The organism is Pseudonocardia sp. (assembly GCF_029263155.1).
Taxonomy (GTDB): Bacteria; Actinomycetota; Actinomycetes; order Mycobacteriales; family Pseudonocardiaceae; genus Pseudonocardia.
In genome coordinates, this window is sequence record NZ_JAJCYB010000045.1 from 20,541 (window position 1) to 44,166 (window position 23,626).

16 protein-coding genes are annotated in these 23,626 nt (G+C 73.5%); 10 read left to right on the forward strand and 6 right to left on the reverse strand.

What is annotated here, in order from left to right:
• The first annotated feature begins 4 nt into the window (after positions 1-4).
• The 3 genes from Q1K26_RS08920 to Q1K26_RS08930 are packed head-to-tail and all read left to right on the forward strand — an operon-like array spanning position 5 to position 3,382.
• The gene (locus tag Q1K26_RS08920) at positions 5-1,711 is read left to right on the forward strand and encodes an SDR family oxidoreductase (RefSeq protein ID WP_300009116.1); all 1,707 of its coding nucleotides are present in this window, start codon (positions 5-7) and stop codon (positions 1,709-1,711) included.
• 10 nt (positions 1,712-1,721) lie between these two features.
• The gene (locus Q1K26_RS08925; RefSeq protein WP_300009117.1) at positions 1,722-2,867 is read left to right on the forward strand and encodes a cystathionine gamma-synthase; all 1,146 of its coding nucleotides are present in this window, start codon (positions 1,722-1,724) and stop codon (positions 2,865-2,867) included.
• Positions 2,868-2,875: 8 nt separating this feature from the next.
• Positions 2,876-3,382, forward strand: coding sequence for a hypothetical protein (locus Q1K26_RS08930; RefSeq protein WP_300009118.1), 507 nt, complete (start codon positions 2,876-2,878; stop codon positions 3,380-3,382).
• Between the two features lie 61 nt (positions 3,383-3,443).
• Here Q1K26_RS08930 and Q1K26_RS08935 read toward each other — a convergent pair whose 3' ends face one another.
• Positions 3,444-3,665: a hypothetical protein gene (locus Q1K26_RS08935; protein ID WP_300009119.1), complete on the reverse strand. Its 222-nt coding sequence runs from the start codon at positions 3,663-3,665 to the stop codon at positions 3,444-3,446.
• Positions 3,666-3,833: 168 nt separating this feature from the next.
• Positions 3,834-4,859, reverse strand: coding sequence for a sigma-70 family RNA polymerase sigma factor (locus Q1K26_RS08940; RefSeq protein WP_300009120.1), 1,026 nt, complete (start codon positions 4,857-4,859; stop codon positions 3,834-3,836).
• Between the two features lie 167 nt (positions 4,860-5,026).
• On the opposite strand from Q1K26_RS08940, the gene ilvA reads away from it, so the two are divergent.
• Entirely contained in the window at positions 5,027-6,277 is a 1,251-nt protein-coding gene (gene ilvA, locus Q1K26_RS08945; protein ID WP_300009121.1) for a threonine ammonia-lyase, read from the forward strand.
• An 84-nt stretch (positions 6,278-6,361) separates the two neighbouring features.
• On the opposite strand, the gene greA is transcribed toward ilvA, so the two are convergent.
• Entirely contained in the window at positions 6,362-6,856 is a 495-nt protein-coding gene (gene greA / locus Q1K26_RS08950; protein ID WP_300009122.1) for a transcription elongation factor GreA, read from the reverse strand.
• Between the two features lie 555 nt (positions 6,857-7,411).
• Here greA and mca point away from each other — a divergent pair.
• The gene (gene mca / locus Q1K26_RS08955; protein WP_300009123.1) at positions 7,412-8,311 is read left to right on the forward strand and encodes a mycothiol conjugate amidase Mca; all 900 of its coding nucleotides are present in this window, start codon (positions 7,412-7,414) and stop codon (positions 8,309-8,311) included.
• A gap of 24 nt (positions 8,312-8,335) precedes the next feature.
• Positions 8,336-8,602 (forward strand): hypothetical protein, encoded by a 267-nt coding sequence (locus tag Q1K26_RS08960; RefSeq protein ID WP_300009124.1) that lies wholly within the window; start codon positions 8,336-8,338, stop codon positions 8,600-8,602.
• A gap of 35 nt (positions 8,603-8,637) precedes the next feature.
• On the opposite strand, the gene Q1K26_RS08965 is transcribed toward Q1K26_RS08960, so the two are convergent.
• Positions 8,638-10,407, reverse strand: a complete 1,770-nt coding sequence (locus Q1K26_RS08965) for a thiamine pyrophosphate-binding protein (protein WP_300009125.1) — start codon at positions 10,405-10,407, stop codon at positions 8,638-8,640.
• Positions 10,408-10,505: 98 nt separating this feature from the next.
• Between Q1K26_RS08965 and Q1K26_RS08970 the strand changes: the two genes are divergently transcribed.
• The 3 genes from Q1K26_RS08970 to Q1K26_RS08980 all read left to right on the forward strand — a co-directional run bounded on the left by Q1K26_RS08970 (position 10,506) and on the right by Q1K26_RS08980 (position 13,765).
• A complete protein-coding gene (locus tag Q1K26_RS08970; protein ID WP_300009126.1) occupies positions 10,506-12,515 on the forward strand; it encodes a thioredoxin domain-containing protein in 2,010 nt (669 codons plus the stop codon).
• Positions 12,516-12,667: 152 nt separating this feature from the next.
• Complete coding sequence (locus Q1K26_RS08975) at positions 12,668-13,276, forward strand: hypothetical protein (RefSeq protein WP_300009131.1); 609 nt, start codon at positions 12,668-12,670, stop codon at positions 13,274-13,276.
• A gap of 81 nt (positions 13,277-13,357) precedes the next feature.
• A complete protein-coding gene (locus tag Q1K26_RS08980) occupies positions 13,358-13,765 on the forward strand; it encodes a response regulator (protein ID WP_300009127.1) in 408 nt (135 codons plus the stop codon).
• On the opposite strand, the gene Q1K26_RS08985 is transcribed toward Q1K26_RS08980, so the two are convergent.
• Together Q1K26_RS08985 and Q1K26_RS08990 are read right to left on the reverse strand one after the other, a co-directional pair.
• Positions 13,687-15,189 (reverse strand): HAMP domain-containing sensor histidine kinase, encoded by a 1,503-nt coding sequence (locus Q1K26_RS08985; protein WP_300009128.1) that lies wholly within the window; start codon positions 15,187-15,189, stop codon positions 13,687-13,689. The two genes, Q1K26_RS08980 and Q1K26_RS08985, sit on opposite strands and share 79 nt — an antisense overlap.
• A gap of 3 nt (positions 15,190-15,192) precedes the next feature.
• Entirely contained in the window at positions 15,193-15,918 is a 726-nt protein-coding gene (locus Q1K26_RS08990; protein WP_300009129.1) for a response regulator transcription factor, read from the reverse strand.
• Between the two features lie 251 nt (positions 15,919-16,169).
• On the opposite strand from Q1K26_RS08990, the gene Q1K26_RS08995 reads away from it, so the two are divergent.
• Positions 16,170-23,489 carry a right-handed parallel beta-helix repeat-containing protein gene (locus Q1K26_RS08995; RefSeq protein WP_300009130.1) on the forward strand — a complete coding sequence of 2,440 codons (7,320 nt, stop codon included), beginning with the start codon at positions 16,170-16,172 and terminating at the stop codon, positions 23,487-23,489.
• Positions 23,490-23,626: the final 137 nt, after the last annotated feature.

Sequence of the window (23,626 nt, forward strand, 5' to 3'; positions counted from 1 at the left end):
CTCGATGCCCAAGCAGATCGTGCGTTCCGGCGACGTCCGCCTCGCCGTGTGGACGGCCGGCGACCCGGCGAACCCGCCCCTCGTGCTCGTGCACGGCTATCCCGACACCCACGTGGTGTGGGACGACGTGGTGGCCGCGCTCGCCGACACGTTCCGCGTCGTCACCTTCGACAACCGCGGCGCGGGGGCCTCGGACTGCCCGGTCGGGATCGAGCCGTACCGCATCGAGCAGCTGGCCGCCGACCTGCGCGCGGTGATCGACGCGGTGTCGCCGGAGCGGCCGGTGCACCTGGCCGGGCACGACTGGGGCTCGATCCTGGCCTGGGAGCTGGTCACCGACCCGGCCGCCGTCGACCGGATCGCCTCGTTCACCTCGATCGCGGGGCCGTGCCTGGACCACATCGGGCACTGGATGCGCGGCTGGACGTCGCACCCGCGGGCGTCGGCGGCCCAGCTGCTGAGGTCCTGGTACGTCGCCGCGTTCCAGGTGCCCGGGCTGGGGACGCTGCCGTGGCGGCTCGGGCTGGGTGACGGCTGGGACGTGCTGCTCGCCCGCGTCGAGGGGGTCTCGCGCCGGGAGCGGGTGCGCAGCCGCGGCGCCGACGGCGAGATCGGCGTGCGGCTCTACCGCGCCAACGTGGTCCGCCGCCTGCGCCACCCCGGCGAGCGGCGGACCGACGTCCCGGTACAGGTCGTGCACGCCACCGGTGACCACTTCGTCGGCCCGGACATGGCCTCGGACGCGCGGCGGTGGGCGCCGCGACTGTGGCATCGTTCCCTCGCCGCGACACACTGGGCGCCCCTCACACACGGTCCGGCGCTGGCGCGGATGATCACCGAGCTGGCCGACCACGTGCGCGGCGCCCCGGTGCCCGCGCTGGACCGGCTCGCCAGGCCGGGTGAGTTCGGCGGCAGGCTCGTGCTGGTCACGGGCGCGGGCAGCGGGATAGGGCGGGCCACGGCGCACGCGTTCGCCGCGCTCGGGGCCGAGGTCGTGGCCGTCGACATCGACGCCGACGCGGCCGCCCGCACCGCGCGGGCCGTCGGCGGGCACCCGTTCACCGTCGACGTCTCCGACGAGGCGGCCATGCGCAAGCTCGCCGACGAGGTGGCCGCGGCGCACGGCGTGCCCGACGTCGTCGTCAACAACGCCGGGATCGGGCACTCCGGGACGTTCCTGGCGACCACCGTGGAGGAGTGGCGCCGCGTGCTCGACGTCAACCTCTGGGGCGTGATCCACGGTTGCCGCGAGTTCGGGTCCCGGATGGTGGAACGCGGCGAGGGCGGGCACATCGTCAACGTGGCGTCGGCGGCCGCCTGGCTGCCGGCGAAGGACCTGGCCGCGTACTCCACCAGCAAGGCGGGTGTGGCGATGCTGTCGGACTGCCTGCGCCCCGAGGTGGCCGCGCACGGGGTCGGCGTGTCCACGATCTGCCCCGGCCTGATCGACACGAACATCACCCGGACGAGCACGTTCTCCGGCCTCGACGACGCCGGGCAGCAGGCGCGGCGGGAGCATGCGGCGGCGGTGTACGGGCGCCGCAACTTCCCGCCCGAGGGCGTGGCCCGCGAGATCGTGGACGCGGTGCGGCGCTCGTCGGCCGTGGTGGCCGTGACCCCGGAGGCCAAGGCCGTGCGGCTGCTCGCGCGCCTCTCGCCGGCCGCCGTGCGGATGGTGGCCGCGGGAGGGTTGGACCGGTCGGGCGCGTAGTTTGGCGCCCATGCCCGGCTTCTCGACGAACGCCATCCACGCGGGCCAGGAGCCCGACCCCACGACCGGTGCGGTGATCACGCCGATCCACCCGTCGTCGACGTTCGCCCAGGACGGCGTCGGCGGGCTCCGGACGGGCGGGTACGAGTACTCGCGCTCGGCCAACCCGACCCGCACCGCGCTGCAGGAATGCCTCGCGGCGCTGGAGGGCGGGCGGCACGGGATCGCGTTCGGCTCCGGGATGGGCGCCACCGACGTGCTGTTGCGGGTGGCGCTCACGCCGGGTGAGCACCTCGTCATCCCGCACGACGCCTACGGGGGCACGTTCCGGCTCGTCGACAAGGTCCTGGCCGGCTGGGGGATCGAGTACACCCCCGTCGACCTGGGTGACCTCGACGCGCTGCGCGCCGCCGTGCGGCCGACCACCCGGCTGATCTGGTGCGAGACGCCCACCAACCCGCTGCTCGGGATCGCCGACATCGCCGCCGTCGCCGAGGTGGCGCGTGGGGCGGGCGCGCGGCTCGTCGTCGACAACACCTTCGCCTCGCCCTACCTGCAGAACCCGCTCGCGCTGGGCGCCGACGTGGTGCTGCACTCCACCACCAAGTACGTGGGCGGGCACTCCGACGTGGTCGGCGGGGCGCTCGTGACCGGCGACGACGAGCTCGCCGAGAGGATCCTCTTCACGCAGAACTCGGTGGGCTCCGTGCCCGGCCCGTTCGACGCGTGGCTCACCCTGCGCGGGGTCAAGACGCTCGCCGTGCGGATGGATCGCCACTGCGACAACGCCGAGCGGATCGTGGAGCTGCTCTCCGCGCACCCCGCCGTCTCCGCGGTGCTCTATCCGGGACTGCCGTCGCACCCGAACCACGAGGTGGCGGCCAAGCAGATGCGCCGCTTCGGCGGGATGGTGTCCTTCACCGTCGCCGGCGGGCGCGAGGCGGCGCTGCGGGTGTGTGGGGCCACGCGGCTGTTCACGCTCGCCGAGTCGCTCGGCGGGGTCGAGTCGCTGATCGAGCACCCCGGTGCCATGACCCACGCGTCGACGGCGGGATCGGCGCTCGAGGTACCCGACAACCTGGTGCGGCTCTCGGTGGGCATCGAGGACGTCGAGGACCTGGCCGAGGACCTGAGCGCCGCGCTCGACGCCCACTAGGGTCGACGGTGCCCAGCCGCGCCCGGCTGCGGAAGCGGCTGCGGTCGTTGGCGTTCGTGGAGGGTGTCAACGTCGTGCTGCTCCCGGCAGCCGTCCTCACCGCGGTCGGCTCCCGCGGTCCGCTGACCACCGGGGTCGTCGCCGGCGCCGCGGCGGTGTCGGTGGCACTCGCCGCGGGCTCCCTGTTCTGGTTCCGGCGACTGCGCGGGCGGGTGTCGCTGCGGTGGTGCCGGGTCTGCGAGGCGGGCCTCGCGGTCGCGGCACTGCTCGCGGCTGTCGCCACCGGGCTGTCCGCGCTCGATCTCCGCACCGGCGCCCTGCTGGTGCCGATCATCGGGTTCGGTCTCGCGCTGTTCGCCGCCTGCGAGATCGTCAACTACCGGTTCGTGCAGATCAGCGCGGGTGGGTGGCTGGCGTGGGGCGGCGGCCGGGTCCGGCGGCCGCACCTGGCGATCGAGCTGCGCCGTGCGCGGCGCAAGGGGTCGGGCGGGACCGGGGCAGCCGAGACGGGGTGACGCGGCCCGCACGGGCCCGGATCCCCGCCGCCCGCACCGCGGTGGTCACCCCGCGGCGGCGTCAGCCCCGGTCCGGCGCGCCGACGTCGGTGGGAGGTTCGGTCGGGGAGCTCGGCACCAGCAGGTCGCCCGCGGCCACGCAGCCCCCGACCAGCTCGTACCCGCCGTCGATCGGCGCGTAGTACCCCGGGTCGTCGCAACCGGCCCCGCGGACGGTGGCCACGGCCATCGCGGCCAGCGCCCCCGCCGCCAGCAGCGGCGCGAGCAGCCGCAGCCGTGTCATCGGTATGTCCTCCCCCGTGGCGCGCCGCGCCGGTCCCCGCCACGGCGCCGTCAGTGTTCGACGCGGCCGAGGCTACCGGTTCGGCGGGGCCGTCCGCCGGATGTACCGGTCACCCGACCGCCGTCGCCGCGGTGCTCGTCCGGCGGTGCACCCCCACCCGACGCCGCGTCACGCTCCAGCGGCGTCGCCGTCCCCGCCGGATCCCCCGGATGTCGATGGGCGGGCGCGGATCTCGGGAGGCAGGTCGAACACGTCGAACAGGCTCGGGTCGAGGAACGTGGCGACGTGGGCGACGGTGGTGCCGGTGAACGTGAGCACCTGCAGGTTGAAGGGGCGGAACACCCCGTCCGGCCCGCGCAGGTACTGGGCGAACCCGGGCTGCCCGTTCGCGGAGATCGGCACCAGTCGCAGGTCGCCGGGGCCGGCGGGGCAGCGGGTGCGCAGGTGCTGCGCGACGTGTTCGCGACCCCGGTACCACGCCTCGTACGGCGGCATCTCCCACACGACGTCGGCCGCGAGGAGCGCGACGATGCCGGCCACGTCCTTGATCTCGAACGCCGCGACGTAGCGCTCGAGCAGGTCCCGCTGGTGCTCGGACAGGGGGTACGCGACGTCGTCCTCGGCGGGCGCGACCTGCGCCATCTGTGCCCGCGCCCGCTGCAGCGCGCTGTTGACCGCCGCCACGGAGGTGCCCAGCAGCTCGGCGACCTCGGACGCCTTCCACTGCAGGACCTCGCGCAGCAGCAGCACCGCGCGCTGGCGGGCCGGCAGGTGCTGCAGGGCGGCCACGAACGCGAGCCGGATCGTGGAGCGGGAGCTGACGACCGCGGCCGGATCGGCGCCGACCGCGTGGTCGGGCACCGGTTCCAGCCAGGCGACCTCGGCGTTGTCGCGCAGCGGATCGTCCGGGTCGGACCCCGTGCCGTTCAGCCCGGCCGGCATGGGACGGCGCTTGCGGCCCTCCAGCGCGGTGAGGCACGTGCTGGTGGCGATCCGGTGCAGCCAGGTGCGCAGCGACGAGCGACCCTCGAAACGGTCGTACCCGCGCCAGGCGCGCACCATCGTCTCCTGGAACACGTCCTCGGCGTCGTGCACCGAGCCGAGCATCCGGTAGCAGTGCGCCATGAGCTCGCGGCGGTACGGCTGGGCCAGCGCGAGGAACTCGTCCTGCGCGGGCTTCTCGGTCGTGGTCACGATGCCACCCCTCTCCGCCGCCGAGAGTAGAACGAGGGTCCGACATTCCCGGACTCGCTGGCCCGCACACAGGTCCGGTGGGCCCCACACGGCTCCGGCCCTGTGTGCCGGCCCGGCAACCTGTGTGCGAGCCGTGGCAGGAAGGCGGGCGGTGGGAGGATGCCCGCATGGCCGTCGCCCACCCGAGTGCCCGGCCGGTGCCCCCCGTCGACGCGGACGACATCCGTGCCGCCCGGGAGCTGCTGGCCGGCATCGTGACCACCACGCCCGTCGCGCGTTCCCGCGCCCTGAGCGAGCGCTGCGGCGGTGATGTCTGGCTCAAGTGCGAGAACCTGCAGCGCACCGGGTCGTTCAAGTTCCGCGGGGCGTACACGCGGCTGGCCCGGCTCGACGACGGACAGCGGGCGGCCGGGGTGGTGGCGGCCAGCGCGGGCAACCACGCCCAGGGCGTGGCGCTCGCGGCGCAGATGCTCGGGATCGAGGCGACGGTGTACATGCCGGAGCGGGCGGCGATCCCCAAGGTCGGGGCCACGCGCGGCTACGGGGCGCAGGTGCACCTGGTGGGGGAGACGATCGAGGGCAGCATCGCCGCGGCCACGGAGTTCGGGCAGCGCACCGGCGCGGTGTTCGTGCACCCCTTCGACCACGTCGACATCATCGCAGGGCAGGGCACCGTCGGGATGGAGGTCCTGGAGCAGGTGCCCGACGTGCGCACCGTGCTGGTCTGCACCGGGGGCGGCGGCCTGCTCGGCGGGGTGGCCGCTGCGGTGAAGGCGCGACGACCCGACGTGCAGGTGGTCGGGGTCCAGGCCGAGGGTGCCGCGGCCTGGCCCCCCTCGATGGCGGCCGGTGGCCCCACCACGCTGGCCTCGATGCGGACCGTCGCCGACGGCATCGCGGTCGGCCGGCCCGGCGACCTCACGTTCCCGCAGGTCGCCGCGCTCGTGGACGAGATCCTCACCGTCGACGAGGACGCGCTCGCCCGCGCGCTGCTGCTGTGCCTGGAACGGGCCAAGATGCTGGTGGAGCCGGCCGGTGTGGCCGGTGTGGCCGCGCTGATGGAGCACCCGGACCGGTTCGGGACGCCCGCGGTGGCGGTGCTCTCGGGCGGCAACGTCGACCCGCTGGTGCTGCTGCACGTCATCCAGCACGGCATGGCCGCCGCGGCGCGCTACCTGTCGCTGCGGGTGCGCATGGCCGACCGGCCCGGCGCGCTCGCCGGGGTGCTGGGTCTCATGGCCACCCACGGCGCCAACGTCCTCGACGTCGCCCACACCCGCATCGCCGGTGCGCTCTCCCTCGGCGACGTCGAGGTGGCTCTCACGCTGGAGACCCGTGGCCCGGAGCACTGCACGGAGCTGGTGGCGGCCCTGCAGGCCGCCGGGCACGCCGTGGTGGACGTCGACGGGCACGGGTAGCGGCCGATCGGCGGTGATCGCGGAGAACGGGGCATGAGCTGCACATCCGCAGCTCATGCCCCGATTCCGGCGATCGTGGCCCGGTCAGGCGCGGAAGGGCTCCGCGGCGACGAGCGTGACCTTCATGGAGCCACCGTCGGGCAGCGGGTACTCGCGGGTGTCACCGACGTGCGCGCCCAGCAGCGCCGCGCCGAGGGGCGAGTTCGGTGAGACGACCTCGAGATCGCCGTGCCTGCCCTCCTCGCGCGAACCCAGCAGCACGGTCTCGGTGTCCTCGTCACCGTCGTAGCGCAGCTTGAGGACCATGCCGGGCGCGGCGGTGTCCGACTCGGTCGGGGAGGTGCCGACCTGGGCGGTGCGCAGCAGCTCCTGGAGCTGGCGGATGCGGGCCTCCTGCTGGCCCTGCTCCTCGCGGGCGGCGTGGTAGCCGCCGTTCTCCTTCAGATCGCCCTCCTCGCGGCGGGCGTTGATCTCGGCAGCGATGACGGGGCGGTTGTCGATCAGCTCGTCGAGCTCGTGCTTGAGCCGGTCGTAGGCCTCCTGGGTCAACCAGGTCACCTGCGTGTCCGTCACGGTCATCACTCCTCCAGCCTGTACAGGGTCCACCACCACGGACCGTGTGCCCGCGGACGGGACCCACCCGATCCGGGTCGTCCCGATCCCAGGAGCGGCCCGGATGTGGCGCCGGGTGCCCCTGAGTAAGGAAAAACACGACCCGCCTGCGGGCCGTGTGCAGCTCACGGTAACACGGTGTCAGCCGCTCGTCGCAGCCTTTCGACGAACGGTCGCTGCCATGTGGAAGTTCCCGGACGACGTATCAATGCAGGTCAGGGCATTCGGGCGACCAGGTTACGGCAAGCGGGGTGCCGTCCGGACCAGCCGGTGAGCGGCGCCCGTGCTCCCGGATCACCGCTCCGCGAACGCTGCGACCGACCGTGCTCGTGCACGGCACCGCGCCTCTCCGGCCGTGGCTGTCGGTGACGGGGAAGGTGCGGGAGGGTCCGTGCGTTGTCCAGCAGTGGCGGTGTCGTCGACATGGTTGTCGGGGGGCTCTGCCACGATCGGTCCCACCCAGCGTCACCTCGCCCGGCACCCCGCCGGGCGACACCATCCGGAAGGACCACGGCCCACCTCATGTCCGCTCTCCGCCTCCTGTCGGTGCACGCCCATCCCGACGACGAGTCGAGCAAAGGTGCCGCCAGCTCGGCCCGCTACATCTCCGAGGGTCACGAGGTCATGGTCGTGACCTGCACGGGAGGGGAGCGGGGCAGCATCCTGAACCCCGCGATGGACCGCCCCGAGGTGATCGCCGACCTGCCCGCCGTCCGGCGCGCCGAGATGGCCAGGGCCGCGGAGATCCTCGGCGTGCAGCACCGCTGGCTCGGCTTCGTCGACTCCGGGCTGCCGGAGGGTGACCCGCTGCCACCGCTGCCCGAGGGCTGCTTCGCGCTGGAGGACCTCGACGTCGCCACGGCGCCGCTGGTGGCACTGATCCGCGAGTTCCGCCCGCACGTCCTGGTCACCTACGACGAGAACGGCGGCTACCCACACCCCGACCACATCAAGACCCACGAGGTCTCGATGGCCGCGTTCGACGCGGCGGGTGACCCGGACCGCTTCCCGGGCACCGGCGACCCGTGGCAGCCGCTCAAGCTGTACTACTCGCACGGGTTCTCCAAGGCCCGGCTGCTGGCCTTCCAGGACGCGTTGGAGGCCCGCGGGATCGAATCGCCGTACAAGGAGTGGCTGGCGAACTGGGCCGACCGGCCCGACCCCGGCCTGCGCGTCACCACTCGCGTCGAGTGCGCCGAGTGGTTCGGCGTGCGCGACCAGGCACTGATCGCGCACGCCACCCAGATCGACCCCACCAGCCGCTGGTTCCTCGTGCCACCGGAGATCCAGCGGGAGGTGTGGCCCACCGAGGACTACGAACTCGTCCGCTCGCTCGTCGACGCACCCACGCCCGAGGACGACCTGTTCGCCGGCCTCGACGCGCAGGCGGACGCGCAGGTGGCGGTGCGGCGCGCGGGCTGAGGCGCGCCGCGTAGGGTCTGGGGTGTGGGACTCGTACTGGTCGACCTCGGGGCGACACCGGGCACGGCGGTCGCGTCCGTACCGGTGCAGAACGTCGAGCCGCCGCCGGGGGAGGGCCCGGAGTTCGGCAAGGCCTCACCGGTCGCGCTCGTCGTCATCCTCCTGCTGGGGCTGGCCACGGTGCTGCTCATCATCTCCATGACCCGGCACCTGAAGAAGGTGCCTGCCTCGTTCGACCCGGAGCCGGACGCGGGCGAGGTGTCGCCGGAGGCCCCCGAGCGGGGTCGGTAGCCGCCACCGGTCCGTGGGCCGCGGCGGGCCCGGGCTCACATCGAGATCGATCCCTTGCGGAAGTCGGTGCGCCCGATCCGCACGTCCACCAGCGCCGGGCCCGCGCCGTGGTCACGGGCCTTCGCGAGCACGGCGGGGAGCTCGTCCGCGTCCGCGGTGTGCAGGCCGAGCGCCCCGAAGCCCGCCACCACGTGGTCGTAGCGGGTGGGAGCCAGCACGGTCCCGACGTCGTCGTGCAGCATCTCCACCTGCTCGCGGGCGATCTGCGACCACGACGCGTCGTTGCCGACGACCGCCACGACCGGTACGCCGTGGCGGACGAAGGTGTCGAACTCGCTGAGCGAGTAGCCGACCGAGCCGTCGCCGAAGACGATCCAGACCGGGGCGTCCGGGTGCACCATCGCGGCACCCAGGGCGAACCCCGCACCGGCGCCGAGCGTGCCGAAGGCGCCGGGGTCGAGCCAGCGCAGCGGGCCGTCGGGACGCAGGACGTAGGACGCGGTGGCCACGATGTCGCCCCCGTCGCCGACGACGATCGCACCCGGTGGCAGCGCCGCGGCGATCTCCCGGCACAGCCGTACCGGGTTCACGCCGTCGGCAGGTGCGGCGGCCTGCTCGACGATCTCGATCTCGCGCGCGGCGTCCCGCCCGCCGATCTGCGCCCGCCACTCCGTCCAGCGCCCGGCGTCGGGGGTCAGCGCGTCGGCGATGCCGGCCACGGCCAGCGCGGCGTCACCCAGGATGCCGACGTCGGGCCTGCGGTTGCGGCGCAGGTCGGCCCGGCTGCGGTTGGCCGAGACCAGGCAGGCGCTGCGCCGGACGTGGTTGCCGTAGTCGAGCCGGAAGTCGGCGGGCACGCCCGCGAGCAGCACGAGGTCGGCGGCGCGCAACGCGTCCCGGCGCTTGTGCCGCGCCTGCAGCGGGTGCTCGGCACCGAGCAGCCCGCGGGCGGTGCCGGACAGGAAGACGGGCGCGCCGATCCGCTCCAGCGCCGGCACCAGCCGCTGCGCACTGCCCGGGCTCACCATCGCCTGGCTGCCGACGAGCACGACGGGACGCTGCGCCTGCGCGAACCGCCCCGCGGCCTCGGCGACCCGCGGGGCGGGCGGGCGGGGCGGCAGCGGCTGCACCGCGGGGCCCGGTCCGGGGCGGGCCCCGCGGAACAGCATCGCGACCCGCAGCCGCAGGTAGGCCTGCACGGCGCGCTCCTGGGGGGTGCGCCCGGTCCGCGCGGCGCCGTACCATCCGCGCACCACCGGCTCGTCGTAGAGCAGGTCGATCGGCAGCTCGACGAAGACCGGCCCGGGAACGCCGTCGACGCTGGTCCGGAACGCCTCCTCCACGGCCGGCCCGGCGTCGCGGACGCGCCGCACCCGGCGCACCTGCTTGACGTGCGGCCGCATCAGCGCCGCCTGGTCGATGTCCTGCAGCGCCGCCCTGCCCTGCAGCACGGTGGGTGCGGCGCCGCCGAGCAGCACCACCGGCGACTGCGCGAGCTGCGCGTTCTTCACCGCGGTGATCGTGTTCGTCAGCCCGGGTCCCGCGGTGACGGCCGCGACGCCGGGGTACCCGGTCAGGCGTGCGACGGCGTCGGCGGCGAACACGGCGGTGGCCTCGTGACGGGTGTCGACGACCCGGATGCCGCGCGCCTTCGCGCCGACGAGGATCGGCGAGATGTGCCCGCCGCACAGCGTGAACAGCTGCCGCACACCCTGCGCGGCCAGCACCTCCGCGACCGCGTCCCCTCCGTGCACCTGCGCCCCCTCGTCTCGCGCCACCGCCCCGGTCGGGCCGATCGGCGGCATGCATGCTCGGGAACACGATCGCCGACCGCGTCCGGCATGTGCAACCTCGTCACCTCACCCGGGCGCAGACCCGGTCGGAGTTTGACAGGGTGGGGGTCATGTCCAACCGGCTCGCCGCCGCCACCAGCCCGTACCTGCTCCAGCACGCCGAGAACCCGATCGACTGGTACCCGTGGTCGCCCGAGGCGTTCGCCGAGGCCGCCCGTCGGGACGTGCCGATCCTGCTGTCCATCGGCTACGCCGCGTGCCACTGGTGCCACGTGATGGCCCACGAGTCCTTCTCCGACGCCGACACCGCCGCGCAGGTCAACGCGGGGTTCGTCGCGATCAAGGTGGACCGCGAGGAGCGCCCCGACATCGACGCCGTCTACATGGCGGCGACGCAGGCCATGACCGGGCAGGGCGGGTGGCCGATGACGTGCTTCCTCACCCCGGTCGGGGAGCCGTTCCACTGCGGCACCTACTACCCGCCCACGCCGCGGCACGGGATGCCCGCGTTCCGCCAGCTCCTCGACGCTGTCATGACGGCCTGGACACAGGACGGCGAGCGCGTGCGCACCGCGGCGGGCGAGATCGCGGGCCGGCTCGCCGACGGCGCCGCGGCGTCGCTGCCGGCCGCGGCCGTCGACATGCACGTGCTCGACCGTGCGGCCGGCACGCTCGGCGCCGGGTTCGACTCCCGGTACGGCGGTTTCGGCGGCGCGCCCAAGTTCCCGCCGTCGATGGCGCTGGAGTTCCTGCTGCGCCACCACGAACGCACCGGCTCCCCGGACGCGTTGCGCCACGCCTCCGTCACCGCGGAGCGGATGGCGCGCGGGGGGATGTACGACCAGCTCGCGGGCGGGTTCGCCCGCTACAGCGTCGACGAGAGGTGGGTGGTGCCGCACTTCGAGAAGATGCTCTACGACAACGCGCTGCTGCTGCGCGCCTACGCCCACCTCGCCCGGATCAGCGGGGCCGCCCTCCCGCGGCGGGTGGCGCAGGACACCGCGGCGTTCCTGCTGCGGGACCTGCGCACCCCCGAGGGCGGATTCGCCTCCGCGCTGGACGCCGACACCGACGGGGTGGAGGGCCTCACCTACGCGTGGACGCCGCGGCAGCTGCGCGAGGTGCTCGGCGACGACGACGGTGCATGGGCGGCCACCCTGTTGAGCGTGACGGCGGAGGGCACGTTCGAGCACGGCTCGTCCACGCTGCAGCTGCTCGCCGACCCCGACGACGCGGCCCGCTGGGAGCGCGTCCGCGCCGACCTGCTCGCGGCCCGTGCGCGGCGCCCGCAGCCTGCGTGCGACGACAAGGTCGTCTCGTCCTGGAACGGGATGGCGATACTGGCGCTCGCCGAGGCCGGGGCGGGGCTCGGGCAGCCGGAGTGGGTCGCGGCGGCGGAGCGGGCCGCGGAGCTGGTGCTGGACCTGCACGTCGTCGACGGGCGGTTGCGGCGGTCGAGCCGTGGCGGGGCCGTCGGGGCCGCGGCCGCGGTGCTGGAGGACCACGCCTGCCTGGCCGACGCTTTGCTCGCGCTGCACCAGGCCACCGGGCAGGCCCGCTGGCTCACCGCCGCGACCGGCCTGCTCGACCTCGCGCTGGAACGCTTCGCCACCGGCGACGGCATGTTCTTCGACACCGCCGACGACGCGGAGGCGCTGTTGCACCGGCCGCGGGAGATCACCGACAACGCCAGCCCGTGCGGCAGCTCGGCGCTGGTCAACGCGCTGGTCACGGCCTCGGTGCTGGTCGCGGACGGCGGCCGCTACCGCGACGCCGCGGAGGCGGCGATGCGCGGCGCGGGGACCCTGATGGAGAAGCACCCCCGCTTCGCCGGGCACTGGCTCACCGCGGCGGAGGCGGCCGTGCGCGGCCCGCTGCAGGTGGCCGTGACCGGTGCGGACGACCCGGCCCGGGCCACCCTGCTCGCGCACGCCCGGCACGTCGCCGCCGGGGGCACCGTCGTCGTGGCGGGCGAGCCGGACGCCCCCGGGGTCCCGTTGCTCGCCGACCGCCCCCTGGTCGCCGGGGCTGCGGCGGCCTACGTCTGCCGGGGATTCGTCTGTGACCGCCCGGTCACCACGGTCGAGGAGCTCACCGCGAGCCTCGTGCTGCGTCCCTGACGCGACTCGCGCGCGCAGGCCCCGACTCGCGCGCACGCAGGCCCCGACTCGCGGGTTTCGCCGTCGGCGAACGGCCGCGGAGCCTGTCCGCTGCGGTGTAACGTCGTAATCACAGCAACACCGTGATGGAGGAAGCAGTGATGAGCGGACGGATGCATCGAGGGTGGCACGGCGGTGCGGGGCGCGGTCGCGGTCCGGGACGCGGGGGATGGCAGCAGGCCGACCTCCCCGATGCCGCCGACGCCACGGCGTGGCTGCAGGGCCGGCTGCCCGACGGCTGGTTCACCGGCACGCCGGAGGTGACGGTGGACCGGGAGGAGATCGTGATCGTCGGCGAGCTGCCGCCGGTCGAGGGCGCGTTCGACGACACCGAGGCCGGGCGCACGGACCGGGCGGCGGCGGTGGCGGGCCGGATCACGCGGTTCCGGGAGAGCACCCGGGAGGAGCGCATCGAGATCGCGCGGCAGGCCGAGCACCGCTACGGCCGGAAGGTGGCGTGGGGCGCGCGGATCGGAGAGGCCCTCGAGCTGTTCACCGTGGCGTCGGTCCCGGTCATGACCCGGCTGCGCCAGCCCGAGCGGATCGTCCTGGACACGCTGGTGGACTCCGGTGTGGCGCGGTCCCGCTCCGACGCGCTGGCCTGGGCGGTAAGGCTGGTCGGACAGCACGCCGACGAGTGGCTGGGCGAGCTGCGCGACGCCATGGCCAAGGTCGACGAGCTGCGGGCCAAGGGCCCGACCGGGGACGGCTCCGACCAGTAGCGAGGCCGCCCCCGGCCGTGATGCGGGCGTCACCGGTGGCAAGTACCGTCGCGCGCAACGTCTCGACCGGCTGGGGGTTGCGTGGAGCGCTCGGAGACGACGCAGGCCGGGCCCACCGTGCTCGTGGTGGAGGACGACCCCCTCATCGCCTCGTTCGTGACCCGCGCGCTGGTGGCGTCCGGGTTCGCCGTGGAGTGGGTCGCCACGGCGGGCGCGGGCCTGCAGCGGCTCGCGGCGGGAGACGTCGCGGTGGCCGTGCTGGACCTGAACCTGCCCGACATGGACGGCCTGGACCTGCTGCGGGCCCTGCGCGCCGACCACCCGTTCGGTCGGGACCTGCCGGTCGTCATCATCACCGCCCGCAACGACCCGGCCGACCGGGACCAGGCCCGGTCCCTCGGGGTGCGGACCTACCTGCGCAAGCCGTTCGCCCTGGGCGAGCTGCTGGCCGCGGTGCGCGTGGCGGCCGGGGCCGAGACCGGCTCCTGAGCCACTGCGGGCACCACCGGCACGACGATCTCCAGACAGGCGCCCGACCCGCCGGGCACGACACGGGCCCGCCCGCCGTGGGCCTCGGCGATCGCCGCGACGATGGAGAGCCCCAGCCCGCTGCCCCCGGTGTGCTCCGCACCCTTCACGAACCTCCCGAAGATCCGCTCGGCGTCGGCGGGAGGTATCCCGGGCCCGCTGTCGTGCACCCACAGCCGGGCACGGCCGCCCTCCACCGCGGAGCCGATGCGTACGGGCGTGCCGTTCGGGGTGTGCCGGCACGCGTTCTCGGCCAGCTGCACCATCGCCTGGGTGATCCGCTGCCCGTCCACCCGGACGACGGCGTCGGCGCAGGACTCCAGGATCCACGGACGGTCGCACAGGACCATCGCGTTGCGGTGCACGTCGCGGGTCAGGTCGCCCAGGTCGACCGCGTCGGGCGACAGGAATCCGGGCCGGTCGGAGCGGGCGAGCAGCAGCAGCTCGTCGACGATGCGATTCATCCGCTCGATCTCCCCGACGATCAGCGCGATGGTCTGACTGCGGTCCTCGGCGTCGGGCAGCAGCTCCAGCAGCTCCACGTGCCCGCGGATCACCGTGAGGGGAGCGCGCAGCTCGTGGTTGGCGTCGTCGAGGAATCGACGCTGCGCGCTGAACGCCCCGTCGAGGCGGCCGAGCATGTCGTTGAACGTGCTCGCGATCCGCGACGCCTCGTCGCTGCCGCGTACCGGGATCCGGCGGGTCAGGTCGGTGCCCGAGATGGTCTGCGCGGTGTCGGCCAGCGAGCCCAGCGGCCGCAGCACCCGCCCGGCCAGGCCGAGCCCGATCAGCGAGGCCAGCACGATCGTGCCGAACTGGATGAGGGCCTGCGTGGCGACCGCGCCGTTGATCTCGGCACGTTCGGCGGCCGGGTAGTTGACCACCATCAGCAGGCCGTCGTCGCCTCGGCCGGTCAGCGGCAGGGCGGCGTAGCGCACATCCCCCGCCGGGGTGGTGCGGGTACCGGAACCGGGCTCGCGCATCGCCAGCCAGTCGCCGGTCAACGCGTCGAGATACACCGACGGGATGGCGTCGGACGCGTCCTCGGACTGGTAGAGCCCGGAGCCGACGTAGGCCAGCAGCGACTCCCCCTCGTCGGGGACCTCTCGCGCGAAGTAGACGTCGAACATCGCCGGGAGGTCCCCGTCGAACGGCGTGCCGGTGCGCGGGTTCAGACCGCCGATGAGGAGCTCGAACTCCACGATCTCCCGGCTCAGCGACACGGTGATCTCCTCGTCGAGCCGGGCGTGCAGCGCGCTGTGCAGCAGGAAGACCGACACGGCCGACGAGCCGGCGAGCAGGGCGAGCACGGCCGCGAGGATCCGGACCCGGATGCTGCCGAGCGGTCCCTGCCAGTGCCGGGGTAGCTGGGGCGCCGTGGTCACCGGTCAGGCCGGATGCACGGCGGGCGCTGGTTCCATCGGGTGCCGCAGGCCGGGGAGCCGCTCGGGGATGCGCAGGCGGTATCCCGCCCCGCGCACCGTCTCGATGCGGTCGGCCCCGATCTTCTGCCGCAGCGCCGCGATGTAGACGTTGACGACGTTGCTCGTGGGGTCGAACGAGTACCCCCAGACGCGGGAGAGCAGCTGGGCGCGCGAGAGCACCTGGTCGGGATGGCGGAGCAGTGTCTCCAACAGGGCGAACTCGCGGCTGGTGAGCGTGACGGGAGTGTCCCCGACGAGGGCCCGGCGGGTCAGCAGGTCGAGCTCGAGGTCGCCCGCGGACAGGCTGCGTCCGCCACCGGACGGCGCGTCCTCGTGCCGCAACCGGGCGCGCAGGCGGGCGAGGAGCTCCTCGAACCGGAACGGCTTGACGACGTAGTCGTCGGCGCCGCCGTCCAGACAGGCCACGACGTCGCGGTGGGCGGGGTGCCCGGTCATCACCAGGATCGGCAGCTGGGCGCGGTGCCCGCGCAGGTCGCGCAGGACGGCGAAACCGTCGCCGTCGCCGAGCACGAGATCGAGCAGCACGATGTCGAACTGGTCGGTGAGGGCCAGGGAGCGGCCGGTTGCGGCCTCGTCGGCGACGGTGGTGGTATAGCCGACCGCGTGCAGGCCCCGGCTGATGAAGCGGGTGATGAGCGGGTCGTCGTCGATGATCAGGACGCTGGTCATGGGGTGGACCCTCCGCCTTCATGCGACACCGGGGGCAAGCGGAACTCGCCCCAAGTGGGCACCACGTTACGCCCCGTCGTGGCGCCTTCAGGATACGACTCACGGCCGTCTCATCGTCCCCTCATGGCGGGGGAGGACGATGGATAAGGAGTTCCTCACCCTTCACTGACGGAGCCCTGAGGTTGCTCCGCGAACCTCTGCCCTGAACCGGCGTGCGCCCGTGCATGCCTGCGAGTGGTCAGAGGTACGAGATGACGGACACCATGGCGGTCCGACCGGCGGCAGCAGGATCGGGTCGCCGACGCCCACCTCGCGGCTGGCGGCCGGCGGTACTGGGTGGCCTCGCCGTGGTGGTCGCGGTCGTGGTGACGGTGTTCCTCGCGACGTCCGCGGCGCTGGCGGCCTCGCACCTGGTCAACAGCACGAACGATGCCCCCGACCAGAACCCCGGCGACGGGATCTGCGCGTCCGCGGTGGGGGAGTGCACGCTGCGGGCGGCGATCCAGGAGGCCAACGCGACGATCGCCGCGGACCAGGTCGTCGTGCCCGCGGGCACGTACGTGCTGTCCGTCCCGCCGGCCGGGGCGAACCTCGCCGAGTCCGGTGACCTGGACGTCCTGCGCCCGGTGACCATCAGTGGTGCCGGGCGGGCGGCGACCGTCATCGACGCCGCGGGCATCGACCGCGTCCTGGAGACCCACGGCACCGCCGGCAACGTCAGCATCACGGGCCTGACGCTGACCGCGGGCGCCACCAGCCAGACCGGCGGTGGCCTGCTCAACGGCTCGGTCGGCACCGTCCGGCTGACCGACGTGGCCGTCACCACGGCCACCGCGACGGAGGCGGGCGGCGGCATCGCCACGGGCGGCGAGACCGGCCCCGGTCGTCTCGAACTCGTCGACTCGGTCGTCGCGGGCAACGCGACCGAGGCGGAGGGAGGCGGCGTGCACGTCGGGTCCGGGTCGCTCACGCTCACCCGCACCGAGGTGTCGGGCAACAGCGCCCGCGGCGGCGGCGGCGTCTACAACGCGGGCGAGGTCAGCGCGACCGGCGTGCCCAGCCGCGTCACCCTCGACGGCGCGACCGTCACCGGCAACACCGCGCTCGCGTCCGGTGGTGGCGTCGCGAACGACGGCGAGGGCCAGCTCACCGTGCTGAACAGCACGTTCTCCGGCAACACCGCCCACGCCGACGGCGGCGCGATCCACAGCGCGGCCAAGGGCAGCTTCTCGATCACCGGCGGCACGGTCGCGGAGAACCTCGCGAACGGCGAGGGCGGCGGCGCATACACCGCGGGCGAGCGCGCCGCAACCGTCGACGGCGTCGAGTTCCGGGACAACGTCGCGGGCGGCACCGTGATCGACGAGACCGGCGCGCAGGTCACCGGCGACGGCGGCGGTGGCGGCATCGCCACCGGCGGTGGCCCGATCACGATCCGCGACGCGACGTTCGATGCCAACACCGCGGTCGGCGAGGGCGGCGGCCTGCTGCTGGGCAACCTCGGCTCGGTGCAGATCAGCGACACCGTCGTGCGCGACAACCGCAGCGAGTCCGGCGGTGGCGGCATCGAGAACGCCGCCAACCGCGTCACGCTGACGACGGTGGAGATCACCGGCAACGTCGCCGTCGCCGACGGCGGTGGCATCGAGAACAACGGCAGCGGCGCGTTCACGCTCGACCGCTCCACGATCGCCCGCAACACCGCCGAGAACGGCGGTGGCCTGGCCAACGCGGCGGACGGCACGGTCAAGGTCGTCGCCTCGACGATCTGGGACAACCGCGCGATCGCCGGGCCCAGCGACGACGCCGGCCTCGGTGGCGGCGTCTACGGCCTCGGCGACGCCGGCGCCACGTACGAGAACACCACGATCACCGGCAACTACGCGCAGGTCCGCGGCGGCGGTCTCTACATCGACGCCGACGCCGACGTGCGCGTCACCCAGACGACGATCTCGGGCAACAGCGCGCCCGCCGCGTCCGGCGTCGGTGGGGAGATCGGCTCGGTGAACTTCCCGGTGCAGCCCAGCCCGTCGGTGCTGTTCCGCAACTCGATCGTCGCCGGCAACCTGCTCTCGCCGAGCTGCAACTTCGCGCTCGGCTCGCAGGGCGGCAACCTGGAGGACGGCGACAGCTGCCACCTCGGCGGCCCGCGGGACCGGACCAACGCCGCGACCGCCGGTCTCGACGCGATCGCCGACAACGGCGGCCCGACGATGACCATGCACCCGCAGGAGGGCAGCTTCGCCGTCGACGGCGGGATCAGCCCGTGCTCGGTCGTGGACCAGCGCGGCGTGACCCGGCCGAAGAACGAGCTGTGCGACATGGGTGCGGTGGAGTCCGAGGGCCCGTTCGCGCCCGCGGACGACGTCGCGCCCGACACCGAGTACGTGTCCGGCCCGATCCAGGACACCGAGAACACCTCGATCTTCACCTTCACCGGCAACGACAACGTGAGTGGCACCGAGCCGGCGTTCACCGCGCCCGAGGAGCTGCTCTACGAGTGCCGCCTGCTCGAGTTCGACCCGCTGGAGCCGCCGGAGCCGGTCGACCCGACCGAGCCGGTGCCGGCGGAGCAGCAGTTCGTGGGCTGCTCCAACCCGTGGCAGATCCCGGTCGTCGAGGACGGCACGTTCCGCTTCGAGGTGCGCGCGATCGACCGCGCGGGCAACGTCGACCCGTCACCCGCCGTGCACGAGTTCACCCTCGGCGTGGACGTCACCCCGCCCGACACCCAGATCCTCGACGGGCCGTCCGGCGTGAGCCCGGTGAGCTTCGCCGCGTTCACGTTCTCCGGCACCGACAACCGCACCCCGGCGCAGTTCATCGAGTTCGAGTGCCGGCTCGACTCCACCGACCCGACCGCGTGGCTGGAGTGCTCCAACCCGGCCCTCTACTCCAACCTGACCCCGGGGTCGCACACGTTCGAGGTGCGCGCCACCGACGGTGGGGACAACATCGACCCGTCCCCGGCCACCCGGACCTGGACCGTCGGCGTGCCCGCGGACTGCGACGCCGCGAACATCACGCTCGTCGCCACCGAGGACGCGCACGTCGACGAGGGCTTCGTCGTCGAGAACTTCGGCGCGGCCGAGGGGCTCGTCGTGCGCTCGTCGGCACCCGGGCAGGATGCCCGCGCGCTGGTGCAGTTCGCGCTGCCCGAGGGTGGCCCGGCCTGTGAGCTCACCTCCGCGACCCTGCGCCTGAGCGGCGAGGGCGACGCGGGTCGCGTCCTGACCGCCGCGCCGCTGGCCGGTCCGTGGACCGAGAGCGCGGTCACCTGGAACACCCAGCCCGGGGTCACCGCCGCGGCCGTGGCCACCGCGGCCTCGGGTGCGGGCTACCGGGAGTGGGACGTGAGCGCGCACGTGGCGGCGATGGTCGCCGGCACCGCGCCCGACAACGGCTGGCTGATCTCCGACGCGGCCGAGGAGGGCGACGGCGCCACGCAGACCTTCGTGTCCACCGAGGCCGTCACCGAGCCGCCGACGCCGCCGCAGCTGGTGCTGCGCTTCGACGGGACCGGCATCCCGGCCCCCGGCCCGCCGCTCCCGGCGGCGGGGACGACCACCGTCACCTGTGGCCAGGTGATCACGCAGAGCACGACGCTGGCCGGTGACGTGACCGGCTGCCTCGGTGAGGGACTCGTGATCGGCGCGCCGGACATCGTGCTCGACCTCAACGGGTTCACCGTCCGCAGCGGCCTGGCCATCGAGCCGGGTGAGGAGGACGGCATCCCGGCCGGAATCCGCAACAGCGGCCACAGCAACGTCGTCATCACCGGCGGCACGGTCGAGAACTTCGGCGCCGGCGTGGCGCTGACGGCCGGCACCACCTACAACGTCGTCGAGGAGATGATCCTGCGTGGCAACGTCATCGCCGGAGTGGAACTCAACGACGCCGACAACGGCCGCAACGGCAACATCGTGCGCAACAACGACATGCTGCTCAACGGCACCGGCGTGTTCGTGGTCAACGGGTCGGAGAACTCGTCCGTCACCGGCAACACGCTGACCGGGAACGTCGGCCTGGCCATGTACCTGTACGAGGCCACCGGGCACTTGATCGAGGGCAACACGGTCAGCGGCCTGACCGGCAACCCGCTGCTCGACTCCGACGGGGGCGTCGAGCTGGAGTCCTCCAGCCGCAACCGGATCGCCGGCAACGAGCTGTCCGACACCGGTGACGCCGCGATCGCGATGCGGGAGGGATCCAACGACAACGAGGTCACCGGCAACCTGGTGACCCGCTCCAGCGACTCCGGCATCGTCGTGGCGGCCTCGGACGGCAACGACATCGTCGACAACCGCGTCTACACCTCCGGCGGCTCGGCCGTCGGCATCTCCGACGCCACCGGCGGTTCCGTCGTGGGCAACGACCTGCGGTTCAACCCCGGCGGTGTGGAGCTGGCCGGCTCGACCGGCATCCTGGTGCAGGACAACGACGTGTCCGGCTCCAACGCCAGCGGCATCGGCGTCGAGGGCGGCGCGGACCACCGGATCATCGGCAACACCGCCAACGAGACCGGCGCCGAGGGCATCTCGGTCGAGGCCGAGAACCTCGACGCGAACGGGCTGCCGGTCGACGGCGTCCTGATCGAGGGCAACACCGCCAACGGCAACGGCTCCAGCGGCATCAGCGTGCTCGGGGGCGGCCACACGCTCACCGGCAACGCCGCGTACCACAACCTGGCGTTCGGCATCTTCGCCGACGACGGCACGATCGACGGCGGCGGCAACACCGCCTCCGGCAACGCCGAGGCGCAGCAGTGCGTCGGCGTCGTCTGCGGGATCGGCACCCCGCCGCCCGTCGGTGCGAGCGACATCCTGCGGCCCGACACCGTGCTGGTGACGACGCCGACCAACCCGAGCAGCAACCTCGACGCGGCGGTGTTCACCTTCACCGGCACCGACAACGCGACGCCCGCCGAGGCGCTGCGCTTCGAGTGCCGGCTCGACGCCCCGCCGGACCCGCCGTTCGAGCCGGAGCCGCCCGCACCGGGCGAGCCGGTCGACATCCCGTCCGGTGAGGGTTGGACCGAGTGCTCCAGCGGCGTCTCCTACCCGTTCCTGCCGTCGGGTACGCACACGTTCGAGGTGCGCGCGGTCGACGCCGTCGACCTGTTCGACGACACCCAGGCCGTGTTCACCTGGGACGTCATCGCCTCGGCCCCGGGCCTGGACGCGGTGCCGCCGAGCACCACGCTGGTCTCGGCGCCGAGCGACCCGAGCGACGAGGCGGTCGCCCGCTTCACCTTCCGCGGCAGTGACAACGCCACCCCGGGCCCGAACCTCACCTACGAGTGCCGCCTCGACGGCGGTCCGTGGGAGGCGTGCGTCAGCCCGCTGACCTACTCCAACCTGCCGCTCGGCCCGCACACGTTCGAGGTGCGCACGGTCGACTCGCAGGGCAACGTCGACCCGACCCCGGCGACGCACACGTTCGTGCAGCTGGAGCCGCCGCCGGACATCGAGGCGCCGGACACGGTCCTTTCGGCCACCCCGGACGCGACGACCGTCGCCACGGTGGCGACGTTCGAGTTCTCCGCGACCGAGGAGAACGCGGTCTTCGAGTGCAGCCTCGACGCCGCCCCCTACGCGGCGTGCACCTCGCCCGCCACCTACTCCGGGCTGACCCCGGGTGCGCACACGTTCTCCGTGCGGGCGGTCGACCTGGCGGGCAACGTCGACGGCGTCCCGGCCACGTTCGCGTGGACGATCACCGATGCGCCGGTCGAGGCCGCGGTGACCTGTGGCCAGGTCGTCACGGTCAGCACGCGGCTCACCGAGGACCTGGTCGACTGCGCGGGCGACGGAATCGTCGTCGGGGCGGACGCCATCACGATCGACCTCGGCGGCGTCACCGTCGACGGCACTGGGGTCGGTGCGGGCATCCGCAACGACGGCTTCGACGCGGTGACGATCACGAACGGTTTCGTGCAGGAGTTCGTCGACGGCGTGGCGCTCAACCCGGGCACCACCCGCAACATCGTCTCCGACCTCACGGTGCAGCTCGCCGAGCAGGCGGGCGTCACCCTGACCAACGCCGACGACGGCGTCTCCGGCAACACCGTCCGGACGTCCACCTTCGCCGGCAACGGCTCCGGGGTGCTGCTGCAGTCGGGCTCGCAGGGCTCGACGATCAGCGGCAACATCATCGCGGGCAGCGCCGGACCCGGCGTGTCGGTGCTCGGGTCCGCGGGCAACCGCGTCGAGGACAACGACGTGTCCGGCTCCAGCGACGCCGGCTTCGTCGTCGAGGGCTCGCCGAACACGGTGCTCGCCGGCAACTCCGCCAACGGCAACTCGGACGCGGCCATCGTGGTCGAGGCCGGGTCGCACGGCACGCTCGCGCAGGGCAACACGGTCCTGGAGAGCGAGGCCGGCATCAACGTCGCCGAGTCGAACGACGTCGAGCTGCGCGACAACGTGCTCAACGGTTCCAGTGACAACGGCATCTCCCTGGAGGTCGCCAACGGTGCGCTCGTCGTGGGCAACGACCTGCGGTTCAACGGCGGTGGCGTGGAGGTCTCCGGGTCGGCCGACGGCCGGATCGAGGGCAACGACGCCAGTGAGGGCGGCCAGGGCATCGCCCTGGGCGACGGCACCTTCCGGTTCGCGATCGTCGGCAACACCGCCGGCGCCAACGACTCCGAGGGCATCTCGGTCGGCGGCGAGGCGCCGGCGGGCTCGGGCAACCTGATCGAGAACAACACCGCGTCGGGCAACAGTGCCGATGGCATCTACATCGGCGCGGTCAGCCACATGATCCGCGGCAACTCCGCGGACGACAACGGCGGCTGGGGCATCTACGCGGCCGAGGGCTCCGTCGCGGGCGTCAACGTCGACGGTGGCGGCAACCGGGCGCTCGGCAACACCGGCGGCGGCCTGTTCGACCCGGTCACCCAGACCTCCGAGCAGTGCTACAACATCCGCTGCGACGGCGGGGCGCCGCTGGCGACCGACCCGGTCGCGCCGGAGACGGTCCTGATCGAGGGGCCGCCGGACCCGACCACGTTCACCACGGCGATGCTGACCTTCACCGGTAGCGACAACGCCAGCTCGGTGACGTTCCAGTGCCGCCTGGACGCAGGCGAGTTCGCGCCCTGCACCAGCCCGGTCACCTACTCCGGCCTGGCGGTCGGGGAGCACTCGGTGACGATCCGTGCGGTCGACTTCTCCGGCAACGCGGACTCCAGCCCCGTCGTCCACACCTGGACGATCGAGGCACCCGACCCGTTCACCCCGCCGGTCACGTCCATCACGGGTACCCCGGACATCACGACGGTCTCCACCGCCGCGACGTTCACCTTCGCCGCCGACGAGGAGGGCGTCACGTTCCAGTGCCGCCTCGACGGCGGGGCCCTGACGGCGTGCACCAGCCCGACCGGCTACTCCGGCCTGTCGGTGGGCACCCACGTGTTCGAGGTGATCGGCACCGACCCGCAGGGCAACGTCGAGGCCTCGCCCGCGACGTTCACCTGGACGGTCGGCCCGCCGCCGGTCGCGGCGACGGTCAGCTGTGGCCAGACGCTCACGGTGAGCACCCGGCTGCTGAACGACCTGCTCGACTGACAGTGAGTATGTAGGGGAGCCCCGCAGCGGTCGTCCTGACCCAACGTCTGACTGGCTGCGTGCCTTTAACGGGATCTGTCGGTCGGTCCGCTGCGGGGCTCGTTCTGCACTCACCAGACGCGCGGTGTGACCTCATA

Coding starts and splice junctions, on each gene's coding strand:
- ilvA (WP_300009121.1), top strand. CDS start 5,027: ATGGCCGTCGCCCACCCGAGTGCCCGGCCGGTGCCCCCCGTCGACGCG.
- Q1K26_RS08990 (WP_300009129.1), bottom strand. CDS start 15,918: ATGACCAGCGTCCTGATCATCGACGACGACCCGCTCATCACCCGCTTC.
- Q1K26_RS08965 (WP_300009125.1), bottom strand. CDS start 10,407: ATGCCGCCGATCGGCCCGACCGGGGCGGTGGCGCGAGACGAGGGGGCG.
- Q1K26_RS08935 (WP_300009119.1), bottom strand. CDS start 3,665: ATGACACGGCTGCGGCTGCTCGCGCCGCTGCTGGCGGCGGGGGCGCTG.
- Q1K26_RS08975 (WP_300009131.1), top strand. CDS start 12,668: ATGCATCGAGGGTGGCACGGCGGTGCGGGGCGCGGTCGCGGTCCGGGA.
- Q1K26_RS08995 (WP_300009130.1), top strand. CDS start 16,170: ATGACGGACACCATGGCGGTCCGACCGGCGGCAGCAGGATCGGGTCGC.
- Q1K26_RS08925 (WP_300009117.1), top strand. CDS start 1,722: ATGCCCGGCTTCTCGACGAACGCCATCCACGCGGGCCAGGAGCCCGAC.
- Q1K26_RS08970 (WP_300009126.1), top strand. CDS start 10,506: ATGTCCAACCGGCTCGCCGCCGCCACCAGCCCGTACCTGCTCCAGCAC.
- Q1K26_RS08920 (WP_300009116.1), top strand. CDS start 5: ATGCCCAAGCAGATCGTGCGTTCCGGCGACGTCCGCCTCGCCGTGTGG.
- greA (WP_300009122.1), bottom strand. CDS start 6,856: ATGACCGTGACGGACACGCAGGTGACCTGGTTGACCCAGGAGGCCTAC.
- mca (WP_300009123.1), top strand. CDS start 7,412: ATGTCCGCTCTCCGCCTCCTGTCGGTGCACGCCCATCCCGACGACGAG.